Below are 12,636 nucleotides of genomic sequence, written 5' to 3'. Positions count from 1 at the left end.
CGGTGTAAACCTGTTTAATCAGTAAAAACCCGTGGGCTATTTCTCCATTCAAAAATAATGCTTTTGTGAGACAATTTGCGCATTAACTCCGCATTAACCTTCAATTAACCTCCGGAACTCTTTTTTAGAAGCACTTTTGTTGCGTTTCAATCTAAAATCAATCAAAATGCCTTTAAAAATTTTTCTCATTGTATTACTGTTTTTACTTTCGTTAATCGCAAATGCGCAAAATGAAACGCCAAAAGATAGTGTTTCAAACAAATTGAATGAAGTCGTTATCAATCAAAACAAAAAGACTTTTACCAATACAAACGGTACTATAAAAGTAGATGTGGCAAATTCGATTTTCAGCTCGATTCCAAATGCAGTTGAGTTATTGGCAAAATTACCAACCGTGCAAGTTAGTGTAGATAGAGAGACTATCACCGTTGTTGGAAAAGGAAATCCTCTAATTTACATTGACAATCAAAAAGTGGGGTTGAACGATCTAAATACTTTGGCTGTCGTCGATATTAAAACCATTGAAATCATTCAGAATCCATCGTCTAAATATGAAGCCGAAGGACGATCTGTAATTTTAATTACAAGAAAATTTAGTAAAAAAGACAGTTTTAGAGCTGAAATTTCTGAAGTTGCTTCGTTCAAAAAAAATTATAATAACTACTTAGGATTTAATTCTAGTTTCAAAAAAAACAAGCTCGAATTAAAAGCTAATTTTAATTATAACAGACTTAATCCGTGGGAAAGTCATAGTATAGATTACCAGATTCCAAGTGCCGAAATTGCTTCTAAATATGATGTAACGGCTGACACGAAAAGAAAACAATATGTTTTTGGCGGTGGCTTGTTTTACAAAATAAATGAGGATGATTATTTTTCTGTAAATGTAAGCGGCAAATTGCAATCAGATACTTTTCCTATCAATACCATTACAGATAATAAAAATAAAGATGTAATAAATAATGTTGTTACTTATAGTGATAATAGCGGAAGAAAGAATTTTGTAAATTCATTTTTGAATTATCAAAAAAAAATAAAATCGATTGATGCGCAAGTTTTTACCGGATTGCAATATTCAAATTTCGATCAGACATCTTTAAGTAATGTTCAGGATAATTTTAATAATACTGAATTTGAATTAACGCAAAACCGAGATCAAAGATTTAAAGTTAATGTTTTTTCGGGAAGAATAGATGTGGAGAAAAAGTTTAAAAACGAAATGAAATTAGAAGCTGGCGGATTATACTCGTCTGCAAATTCAAAATCGGATATTGATATTTTTTACTATCAAAATAACAAAGATGAAATCAGTCATTACGATTTTAGCGAGCAAAATCTAGCCGGATATAGTCAGCTTTCCGGAAAAATTAAAAAGGTCGATTTTTCAGTTGGATTTAGAGTTGAAAACACAAATGTTGATGGAAAGTTTAAAAGTGATTTAGAGCCTTTAGTTGATAAAAATTACACCAAATTTTTCCCAAAAGCACAGTTTATATTTCCAATTGACAGTATAAAAAGTATTAGCGTAAATTATGCAAAAAGCATTTCAAGGCCTAATTATTCTTCACTAAGTCAAGGAGCAACTTATATAAATCCGTATTTTTTGTATGCAAGAAATATATTTTTAGATCCCACTATTATCGACGAAATTTCGACCACTTTTCAATATCATGATAAGTCCGTTAGATTTAGTTATTCTAAGGCCAAAAATCCGGTTTATAGTAGTTTTTCTTTTGATGATCAAAATAATATAATGACTTTTAAGGATATAAATTATGATAAAAGCTCTGCATTTACAGTCGATTTTACATTGCCATTCACCTATAAATTTTGGACAACAACTAATTCTTTGATTTTTATTTTAGAAAGAATCGAAGATCATACGGCTCAATTTAGGACTTCAAAACCCTATTCTTATTTTAGTTCTAATAACGAATTTAAACTTCCAAAAGAATACGCTTTGGTTTTGAATTTTTGGGGATTAACCAAACAATATACAGGAGTTTTTGAAACAAGTTCCAGATTTGTGGTCGATTTGGCCGCTTCAAAAACGTTTCTCAAAAAATGGAAATGTACCTTAAGCTGGAATAATGTTTTTAAAAACAATATTCAATCAGAACAGTTTACCATCAATAATGTTACTTCTAAAGCCAGGTATGTTGTGGATAACCATGAAGTTTCAATCGCGATACGATATTCTTTTGGTAAAATTGGTACAACAGAATTTAAGGAGAAAAATATTGATGAAAATGAAAATAGAATAAGATAATTTTCTTTGTGTGTATTCCTACTTATTTGAAAAAATAACGTTTCTTTAGATCATAATTGAAGAAAACCGTTGGATGTAATTAAAGTTTGAATGTCAGGCTGAGCGGAGTCGAAGCCCATTTTGGTCCAAAAGCCTTCGACTCCGCTCAGGGTGACATTCAGTTAAAAAGCGTTTTGTTATAAAAATTAGGATTAATTACAGCTATCGGGTTAAAGAAATAAAAATCTTATAAAGTATTATGAAAAGAAAAGTATTGATTTGTTTGTTTTTGATTAGTTCTATTGTTGTTAATTCTCAGGTTTTTAGACCTTATATTGGTGTTGGAGCCTATTTGCATACCGATTTTGAAAAATCAGTTTTTATGAGTTTTAAAACAGGAGGAGAATTTAAAGTAAATCGATATTTTAAGCCTGAACTCGAAATTAGCGGTATAATAGGAAGTTTGGAAACCCGCAGTATAGTAAACGATAATAATATAATGATTGAAGAATATACAAGAGCCGTGAGTGCTATTAATTTTAGTTTTTGTCCTAAAATAGTTTTAGGAAATGCTAAAGAATTAGATTCTTATTTTGTAATTCTTCCGCGGTTTTCGATCTCAAATGTAGAAGCCAATAAGAAATCATATCTTTATAATAATACAACAGGCACGCTAACTTCTGACAAAAAAGAAATTGTAAAAAACTGGAGTCAGTCTTTTGGGATTGGAATTGGTTATAATTTTGATCTTTCGGCAGAAAATTCAGATTCGATGTGTTTGATATTAGACCTTCAAAATGTTGATATGGGAAAAGCAATAAATGAACTAAGTACCAAGGCGAGTAGAGTAGATACAAAATGGACACTTGGTTTGGGACTTAATTATTATTTCAATTTAAAAAGAAAGAAATCATAACTTCAATAAAAAACAAAACTCCCTTAAAATTTTCAAGGGAGTTTTTTTATGATTCAAAAAAGGAAATTATCCTTCGTCTTCTTCAGTTGCTTTTTTCAATGTATCACCAGGAAGCTCTTCATCATCATCAGTTGAGTTTAATTCGAAGAAACTAAAGAAAGATCCGCCATAATTTTTCTGGAAAGAGAAATTACTCAAATGTTCCATTTTAGTGTATTTTGAATGCTCAATAATCATCATTCCGTCTTCGTGAAGCAAATCCCTTTCAAAAACTGTTAAAACAATTTTTTCAAAAGCATTTTGATCTAATCCGTAAGGAGGATCGGCAAAAATAATATCGTAAGACGTTTTGCAGTTTTCTAGAAATTTGTAGACATCGCTTTTAGTCGCAGCAATATTAAAATCATATTCTGATGCTACTTGTTTAACAAATTTTACGCATCCAAAATCGCCATCGACAGATGTTATGGGCTCACTTCCGCGCGAAGCAAATTCGTAACTAATATTGCCAGTTCCTGCAAAAAGGTCCAAAACCTTTAATCCATCAAAACTAAAATGATTGTTCAAAACATTAAACAATGCTTCTTTACTCATGTCAGTTGTGGGTCTTACAGGAAGGTTTTTTGGCGGAAAAATGCGGCGTCCTTTGTATTTTCCTGAAATGATTCTCATGATTGAAATAAGATATAATGTTTTTGATTTTGTGCAGTTGAAAAGCTGTTTTTTTGCTGTAAAGTACTTACATCAAAAAATGAAATGTTTCGGATATATTTATATGCTATAGCATAAAATGGGTCATTTTGATCAATTGTACCCAATAATTCAAGTTGAAAACTTTCCGGGTTTAAACTCAATTGTTCGGCCGTAAATAATAAGTAATAAATAAAATCTTCGGGAGTTTGATATTCAAACGAATTGAATAATAATAGTTTTTGATTCTGAACCACAATCACTTCAAAATGACCATAGTTAAAATTAACGATCATTTTCTTTTCGTCATTATTTCTCGAAGCATCCAGAATTTTTTCGACCAAAATACTGTTGGCGTGTTTGTAATCAAAAGCACCAAACTGATCGATAAAGAAATTATTGATATTAACATACGGAATATAAACCGCATTCATTTGATAATTAGAAACCTGATCGAAAGCAAAGAAATCAGTTTCAAAAACCTTTGTATTGTACTGCAAATAACTTCCAAGATAATTTTCGTCAAACAAAGCCGTTGGAACAAAAGTTGAAAGATTGTTGTTATGAATAACTAAAATCTCGTCGTAATTATCTTTTAATTCGGGATTGTTCTTGAAAGCATCTCCAAATAATTCTTCTATTTTGGTAGCTTTATGAAAAGTTTCAAAATGAATTTCTTTTAAAGATGTAATAGTGTTATTTAAAGTATCAAAACAACAAAACGACAATCCGGTCAAGGAAACCTGAATAGAAAGCTTTTTGTAATTTTTTGAAGTGATGTTAGTATTTTGTAATGACATATTGATTTACAATTCGTTACCTGTTTTACAAGAAAGAATTTAAGGCGACCACAAACTTACAAATTAAAAAGGAACAATTATAATTGCAATTTCAAAAAACAATTTTAAACCAAAGTTATGAAGACGTTATGGTACTATTGTTTTTTTTTTGAAATATAAATTTGAGATAAGTTAATGTATGTTTGAGATTAAATTATACACGGATGAAACGGATTCGCTATCGCGAAAACGCTGAAAAAAAACGGATTTAGTTTAAGAATTAAAAAATCCGTTAAAATCTGTGTCTTCGCGATAGCGAATCCGTTTCATCTGCGTCAATATTTTCAACAGCAAAACTTTTTAAATGAACTTATATTACTTATATGGTTTAAAAATTTTATAATTGAAATTGCCATTTAAAAAGCCGAACTTTGTATCTCAATTTTTCCCCTATGAATTCAGCACTGTTTTACGGCCTTTTACAAAAAAGATTTCCCTTTGCACCAACTCACAAACAAGATATATTTTTTCAAAAAATTGCTATTTTTTTGACTGACACGCATAATGATACCATTTTTGTTTTAAAAGGATATGCCGGAACAGGAAAAACAACTGTTATTTCGACCATTGTAAATAATCTTGGAGATATTAATAAAAAATTTGTTTTGCTTGCGCCAACGGGTCGCGCTGCAAAAGTAATTGCTAATTATTCGAATACGCCAGCTTTTACAATTCATAAAAAGATCTATTTCCCTAAAAAATCGACTGGTGGAGGCGTGGCTTTTACCAAACAATTAAACAAACATAAAAATACCATTTTTATAGTCGATGAGGCTTCGATGATTTCAGATAGCAACTCCGATTCTAAATTGTATGATAACGGATCGCTTTTAGACGATTTGATTTCCTACGTATATTCAGGAACCAACTGCAAAATGATTCTTTTGGGAGATACAGCTCAGTTGCCTCCCGTAAATTTAGATATTAGTCCGGCTTTAGATACACATACACTAGGAATTCATTACGGTAAAGAAATCGAACATATCGAACTTGACGAAGTAATGCGTCAGGAAGAAAGTTCGGGAATTTTATTTAATGCGACTGAATTGCGTGAATTGCTAAAAGACAGTTTTATAACTGAGTTTAAGTTTAATGTAAAAAAGTTTAAAGATATTGTACGTCTTACAGATGGTTATGATATTCAAGATGCTATAAATTCGGCATACAGCAATTATAGTATTGAAGATACTGCTTTTATTGTGCGTTCGAATAAAAGAGCAAACCAATACAACGAGCAAATTAGAACCCGAATTTTGTTTAAAGAAAGCGAACTTTCAGTTGGGGATTTTTTAATGGTTGTTAAGAATAATTATTTCTGGCTTAAAGAAACTGATGAAGCCGGATTTATTGCCAACGGAGATATTATTGAAGTTTTGGAAATGTTTGGAATTCAGGAATTGTACGGATTTAATTTTGCGAAAGTAAAAATTAGAATGGTCGATTATCCAGATCAGAAACCTTTTGAAACTGTTTTACTTCTGGATACCATTAAAAGTGAATCACCATCATTAACCTACGAAGAATCAAATCGTTTGTATGAAGAAGTGATGAAAGATTATGAAAACGAAACCACAAAATACAAGAAGTTTCAGAAAGTAAAAGAGAACGAATATTTTAACGGATTACAAGTAAAGTTCTCATACGCCATAACGTGTCATAAATCGCAAGGAGGGCAGTGGGATACCGTTTTTATAGAACAACCCTATTTGCCAAACGGAATCGATCGTGATTATATTAGATGGTTATATACCGCTATGACGCGTGCAAAAAATAAATTATATTTGATAGGGTTTAAAGACGAGAGTTTTGAGGAATAATTAGTTGCCACGAATTTCACGAATGAGCACGAATTTTTTTGTAACGGCTATGAATTAGTGTAATTAGTGAAATTCGTGGCGAAAAACAGCAACAACAATGACAACATTAAACGACTTACATTCGATTTCATCTACGTTTTCGAATACAGATAAAATGCCGGTTCTATTTTTAGGACACGGCAGCCCAATGAATGCAATAGAAGAAAATCAGTTTGTGGCTGGTTTTCGTGATCTTGCTAAAACATTACCACAACCCAATGCCATTTTATGTATTTCGGCGCACTGGTTTACAAATGGAACCAAAGTGACGTCTATGCAAATGCCAAGAACAATTCATGATTTTGGAGGATTTCCGCAAGCGCTTTTTGATGTGCAATATCCAGCAAAAGGAAGTCCGGAATTAGCTGTAGAAACTAAAAAAATACTAGAACCTGTTCATGTAGATTTAGACGAACATTGGGGGCTAGATCACGGCGCTTGGAGTGTAATTAAACATTTGTATCCAGAAGCAAATGTGCCCGTAATTCAATTGAGTATAGATTATACCAAGTCAGGGCAATATCATTTTGAGTTGGCTCAAAAATTACAATCATTACGTCATAAAGGCGTTTTAATTATCGGAAGCGGGAATATCGTTCACAATCTGCGTTTGGTCGATTTTAGAAATTTTGACAAAGACAATTACGGTTACGATTGGGCGATTGAAGCACGCGAAACAATCAATAATTATTTGTTAGACGGAAACTTCCAGCCTTTAATTGATTTCGAAAAACTAAATAAAGCAGCACAATTGGCGATTCCAACGCCAGATCATTATTTGCCTTTGCTTTATACTTTAGGTTTAAAAGAAGAATCAGAAGAACTGAGCTTGTTTAATGATAAATTATTGGCAGGTTCGTTGAGTATGACATCTGTAAAAATTATGTAGAGATTTTACCGCAAAGATTTTTATCTTTCGGTAAGTTCGTAAAATGCAAAGCTCGCAAAGCGATATTGATAAAGCTTTGCTAACTTTGCGTTTATACTAAGCGCATATAAGTAAAAAAAAACTTTGCGCTCTTTGCGGTTAAAATAAACTAAGAATTTATTTCGTTAGATTATAAGCATATAAATAACCATCGGCGCTACCAAAATAAATAGTGTTGTTACTGATAAAAGGTGTAGAAAGAATTGAACCCAGTTTATAAAACTGATCCATCATTTTTTTATTATTATCGTAAATTGAGAGATCAGTGTTTTGTGCGGTATATCCAGAATCAAGTAAATCATTTTTTAAAATAGACGAAGCCAATTGTTTGCGGTTTTCGGTACTTGTTAAATTAGATTTTTTCCCGTTTGAAAGTAAATCCAAGCTGAATAAATTTCCCGTAAAATCTCCAATATAAATCGTGTTTCCTGCAATTACTGGTGACGAATACGTCCATCCGTTTGTTTTAAATCTATATTTTTCGGTACCCGTTTTTGTATCCAAAGCCAATAAAGCATAAGTGTCAGATGTTCCAACATAAACAATATTGTCTTTGATTGTTGCAGAACTTAAAATCCAGGAATTCTCGGCATCGTATTTCCAAACGAGCTTTCCTGTATCAGCATTTAAAGCAAAAAAGAACGGTTCTCTTGCGCCAAAATAAACTTTACCATCGTGAACTGCTACAGACGATTGTATTCCTTTAAAACCAGTTTGTGTTCCTGTTTGAAATTGCCATATCAGTTTACCGCTTTCAGCTTCTAAAGCATACAAAGTCGCATCCCAACCGCCAACGTAAATTTTGTTTTTATCAATTACGGGAGTTCCGTGAACAGGACCATTTGTTTTAAACTTCCACTTTAGCTCTCCGTTTTTCGCATCTACCGAATAAATATTGCTATCACTACTTCCAAATAAAACGAATGCCGATTTTCCTTTTTCATAAACAACAGGCGATGACAAGTAAAAATCCCATAAATCTTCCATGTATTGCGTTTCAGGTTTCATTCCTCCCATACCAACTTCTCCAAGCCAATGTTCGCCACCAGTTTTAAATTTCCAAAGTAGTTTTCCGTTTTTGGTATTTACGGCATAATAATTTCCATCAAAACTGCCAAAATAAATGATGTTTTCGAATAAACTTAAAGAACTATGAATCGCTCCGTTCGTTTTAAATTTCCATTTTAGGTTTCCTGATTTTTCATCGATTGCAAAGAGAAAACCGTCTTCGCTGCCAATATAAACAATACCGTCTTTTGCAATTGGCGAAGAGAAAATTTTTCCATCAGTTTTATACTTCCATTTTAAGCTTTCGAGAGGTCCATATCCGTCACCATTAAAAACGCGATCTGAAAAAGCATTAAGTATTTTAGAATTGTCTTTTTGGCTTAAAGCCGAATTACTAAAAAATAAATTCACTAAAAGCAGTATCAGAATCAACGGTTTTTTCATGGTATTTTTTCTGATAAATATAATATTTTTTTTAAACTGTTGGAAGTCAGTTTTATAACGATCTGGTGAAATTATGTTTTTAATCTAAGTTTTGAATAGTTACATTTGTTTGACTTAAAAAATAAATTTATAATGAAAATAATAGCTGTAATTCCGGCGCGATACGCATCAACACGATTTCCTGCAAAATTAATGCAGGATTTGGGTGGAAAAACTGTGATTTTAAGAACTTATGAAGCGACCGTTGCAACAAAATTGTTTGATGATGTATTTGTGGTAACCGACTCAGATTTGATTTTTGATGAAATCGTAAATCATGGCGGAAAAGCCATTATGAGTATCAAAGAACATGAATCTGGAAGCGACCGAATTGCCGAAGCTATTGCAAATTTAGAGGTTGATATTGTCGTAAATGTGCAAGGCGATGAACCGTTTACAGAGGCTGGACCTTTAGAGCAGGTTTTATCTGTTTTTAAAAATGATGAAGATCGTAAAATTGATTTGGCTTCATTGATGCGTGAAATCACTGATGAAGACGAAATTAATAATCCAAATAATGTAAAAGTAGTTGTAGATCAATCGCAGTTTGCATTGTATTTTTCGCGTTCTGTAATTCCATATCCAAGAGATAAAGATGTTGGTGTGCGTTATTTTCAGCACATTGGAATTTATGCGTTTAGAAAACAAGCTTTATTAGACTTTTATAGCCTTCCGATGAAGTCTTTAGAAGCTTCTGAGAAGTTAGAACAACTTCGCTATTTAGAATTCGGAAAACGAATTAAAATGGTCGAAACTACACATGTTGGAATCGGGATTGATACGGCTGAGGATTTAGAAAAGGCTAGGGCTATTTTGGGGTCTTAGTTTGCGGGTAATGGGACGCGGATGAAACGGATTCGCTATCGCGAAAACGCGGATTTATGCAGATTTTAATAAAGAGTTGTTGTTAACGGATATCAGGCTGAGCGAAGTCGAAGCCCAAGTTCCAATTGGAGTGCCTTCGACTTCGATCAGGATGACAAAAGAGATGTTTTTTTTTAATGATATTATAGGTTAACATATGTCAGGCTGAGCGAATTCGAAGCCCAAGTTCTAATTGGTGCGCCTACAACTTCACTCAGGATAACAAAAAAAGTATAAAAAAAGCTCCAAATCATAATTTGGAGCTTTTTTTATATTAAAAATCGAACTAAATTCTTAGTATAAACTAGGGTATTTAGAAGGATTAACTTCATTCATCATGCTGTAAACTTTCTCAAAGATATCTTCGGCAGAAGGTTTAGAGAAATAGTCGCCATCAGTTCCGTAAGCCGGTCTGTGTTCTTTTGCGGCTAGAGTTTGCGGTTTACTGTCTAAATAGTTATAAGCATTTTGCTCTTCCAGAATTTGCTGTAAAATAAACGCCGAAGCTCCACCAGGAACATCTTCGTCGATTACTAAAAGACGATTTGTTTTAGCGATACTTTTTACGATGTCTTTATTAACGTCAAATGGAAGTAAAGACTGAATATCGATTACTTCGCAATCTATTCCCAAATCAAGTAATTCGATAGCAGCTTGCTCAACTAATCTTAAAGTCGATCCGTAAGAAACTAGTGTAATATCTGAACCTTCTTTTAAAGTTTCAACAACACCAATTGGTGTTTTAAATTCACCAAAATTCAAAGGTGTTTTTTCTTTTAAGCGGTAACCGTTCAAACATTCAATTACTAATGCTGGTTCGTCAGTCTCTAAAAGAGCGTTGTAGAATCCTGCTGCTTGTGTCATGTTTCTAGGAACAAGAACGTGAATACCACGAATAGCGTTAATAATCATTCCCATTGGAGAACCAGAATGCCAGATACCTTCAAGACGGTGCCCGCGAGTTCTAATAATTAATGGAGCTTTTTGTTTTCCAACAGTTCTGTATTGCAATGTTGCCAAATCATCACTCATGATTTGAATTGCATATAGTAAATAATCTAAATATTGAATTTCTGCAATTGGTCTTAAACCTCTTAAAGCCATTCCAATTCCTTGACCAAGAATAGTAGCTTCACGAATACCAACATCGGCAACACGAAGTTCTCCGTATTTTTCCTGCATTCCTTCCAGACCTTGATTAACATCGCCAATGTTTCCAACATCTTCTCCAAAAATCAAAGTTTCAGGATATTTCGTAAACAAAGCGTCAAAGTTATCACGCAAAATCATACGCCCGTCTAAATCTGCTTTGGCATTATCTGCGTATTCAGGAAGTACTTTTTGAACTGAAAATACATTAGAATCTGAATCAGAATATAAATTACTGCTAAATTTTGGTTGCGTAATTTCAATGTAATTTTTTATCCAGTTTGACAAAATAACTTTGCTGTTTGGAACTTCAATAAAGCGAAGAATTTTTCTGGCGATTACCAGCATTTCTTTCTTTAAAGGAGATTTTATTACACTTAATTCTGAAATGTATTTTCTAATTCTTTCTTTATGGTTGATGCTTGCTTCTGCAATTTGCTCCAATAAAGCCAAAAGATTTTTTTGATCTTCGATAATTGGGTTGATGAAAGAGCTCCAAGCTTCTTTTTTAGCTTCGAGAACCTCTTTTTTCAATTGGAAATCAATTTCAGACAATTCCTCAGGAGATGCAATATTGATGGCAATCATCCATAAACGCATCTGACGAATACAGTCGAAATCTCTTTCCCAAGCCAATCTTTCTCCGTTTTTGTAACGTTCATGAGAACCAGAAGTAGAATGTCCTTGTGGTTGAGTTAATTCGTTTACGTGAATTAAAACAGGAACGTGTTGCTCGCGTGCAACGGCTGCTGCTTTTTCATAGGTCGAAACTAACTCGGCATAATCCCAACCTTTAACTCTAAAAATTTCGTATCCATTTGCGTCTTCGTCGCGTTGGTATCCTTTTAGAATCTCAGAGATATTTTCTTTAGTAGTCTGATGTTTGGCGTGAACAGAAATTCCGTATTCGTCGTCCCAAACACTCATTACCATCGGAACTTGTAAAACTCCGGCAGCATTTATAGTTTCAAAAAATAAACCTTCAGATGTACTTGCGTTTCCTATAGTTCCCCAAGCTACTTCATTTCCGTTTACAGAGAATTTATCTTTGGTAGTAATTCCATCAACATTTCTGTAAATTTTTGAAGCCTGAGCCAATCCTAACAATCTAGGCATTTGCCCGGCTGTAGGAGATATATCTGCGCTTGAATTTTTTTGTTTTGTTAAATCTTTCCAAGATCCGTCTTCGTTTAAACTGTGCGTTACAAAGTGTCCGCCCATTTGTCTTCCGGCAGACATTGGATCATAATCTAAATCAGTGTGACCGTATAAACCTGCGAAAAACTGTTTAGGAGTTAATTCGCCAATAGCCATCATAAAAGTCTGATCGCGGTAGTATCCGGAACGGAAATCTCCGTTTTTAAAGGCTTTTGCCATAGCAAGCTGTGGCACTTCTTTACCGTCGCCAAATATTCCAAACTTGGCTTTTCCTGTTAATACTTCTTTACGACCTAGAAGACTACATTCGCGGCTGGTTACTGCAATTCTGTAGTCGTTCAATACCTCAGTTTTGAAATCTTCAAATGTCAGTGTAGTATTGTTTTTTTCTTTTATCATAATCTTGTAGGGTCATGTTGAGACTGCGAAATTACTTAAAAACAATCAATAATCATAATTCTTTAAAATAAATATAATTTAATTATTTGTATTTAAAT

At 33.1% G+C, this 12,636-nt stretch carries 9 protein-coding genes; 5 read left to right on the top strand and 4 right to left on the bottom strand.

What is annotated here, in order from left to right:
- Window positions 1–166: 166 nt before the first annotated feature.
- The gene (locus IW18_RS12925; RefSeq protein ID WP_041518303.1) at window positions 167–2,269 is read left to right on the top strand and encodes an outer membrane beta-barrel family protein; all 2,103 of its coding nucleotides are present in this window, start codon (window positions 167–169) and stop codon (window positions 2,267–2,269) included.
- Between the two features lie 238 nt (window positions 2,270–2,507).
- Window positions 2,508–3,164: a hypothetical protein gene (locus IW18_RS12920; RefSeq protein WP_041518302.1), complete on the top strand. Its 657-nt coding sequence runs from the start codon at window positions 2,508–2,510 to the stop codon at window positions 3,162–3,164.
- Between the two features lie 66 nt (window positions 3,165–3,230).
- On the opposite strand, the gene IW18_RS12915 is transcribed toward IW18_RS12920, so the two are convergent.
- Together IW18_RS12915 and IW18_RS12910 are read right to left on the bottom strand one after the other, a co-directional pair.
- Window positions 3,231–3,836 (bottom strand): RsmD family RNA methyltransferase, encoded by a 606-nt coding sequence (locus IW18_RS12915; RefSeq protein ID WP_041518301.1) that lies wholly within the window; start codon window positions 3,834–3,836, stop codon window positions 3,231–3,233.
- Window positions 3,833–4,654 (bottom strand): DUF3822 family protein, encoded by an 822-nt coding sequence (locus tag IW18_RS12910; RefSeq protein ID WP_041518300.1) that lies wholly within the window; start codon window positions 4,652–4,654, stop codon window positions 3,833–3,835. The genes IW18_RS12915 and IW18_RS12910 overlap by 4 nt, the downstream gene beginning before the upstream one ends.
- A gap of 431 nt (window positions 4,655–5,085) precedes the next feature.
- On the opposite strand from IW18_RS12910, the gene IW18_RS12905 reads away from it, so the two are divergent.
- Together IW18_RS12905 and ygiD are read left to right on the top strand one after the other, a co-directional pair.
- On the top strand, window positions 5,086–6,510 hold the full coding sequence (locus tag IW18_RS12905) for an ATP-dependent DNA helicase (RefSeq protein WP_041518299.1): 1,425 nt from the start codon (window positions 5,086–5,088) through the stop codon (window positions 6,508–6,510).
- A 97-nt stretch (window positions 6,511–6,607) separates the two neighbouring features.
- Window positions 6,608–7,438 carry a 4,5-DOPA-extradiol-dioxygenase gene (ygiD, locus tag IW18_RS12900; RefSeq protein WP_041518298.1) on the top strand — a complete coding sequence of 277 codons (831 nt, stop codon included), beginning with the start codon at window positions 6,608–6,610 and terminating at the stop codon, window positions 7,436–7,438.
- Between the two features lie 156 nt (window positions 7,439–7,594).
- Here ygiD and IW18_RS12895 read toward each other — a convergent pair whose 3' ends face one another.
- The gene (locus tag IW18_RS12895) at window positions 7,595–8,929 is read right to left on the bottom strand and encodes an outer membrane protein assembly factor BamB family protein (RefSeq protein WP_041518297.1); all 1,335 of its coding nucleotides are present in this window, start codon (window positions 8,927–8,929) and stop codon (window positions 7,595–7,597) included.
- A gap of 132 nt (window positions 8,930–9,061) precedes the next feature.
- On the opposite strand from IW18_RS12895, the gene kdsB reads away from it, so the two are divergent.
- Entirely contained in the window at window positions 9,062–9,793 is a 732-nt protein-coding gene (kdsB, locus tag IW18_RS12890) for a 3-deoxy-manno-octulosonate cytidylyltransferase (protein ID WP_041518296.1), read from the top strand.
- A gap of 333 nt (window positions 9,794–10,126) precedes the next feature.
- Here the strand turns inward: kdsB and IW18_RS12885 are convergent, their stop codons facing one another.
- On the bottom strand, window positions 10,127–12,538 hold the full coding sequence (locus IW18_RS12885) for an alpha-ketoacid dehydrogenase subunit alpha/beta (RefSeq protein WP_041518295.1): 2,412 nt from the start codon (window positions 12,536–12,538) through the stop codon (window positions 10,127–10,129).
- Window positions 12,539–12,636: the final 98 nt, after the last annotated feature.

The sequence above is a fragment of the Flavobacterium hibernum genome (genome assembly GCF_000832125.1).
GTDB classification, from domain to species: Bacteria; Bacteroidota; Bacteroidia; order Flavobacteriales; family Flavobacteriaceae; genus Flavobacterium; species Flavobacterium hibernum.
The sequence above is the reverse complement of the archived record's forward strand: the minus strand, read 5'-3'. Positions and strand labels throughout refer to the sequence as shown.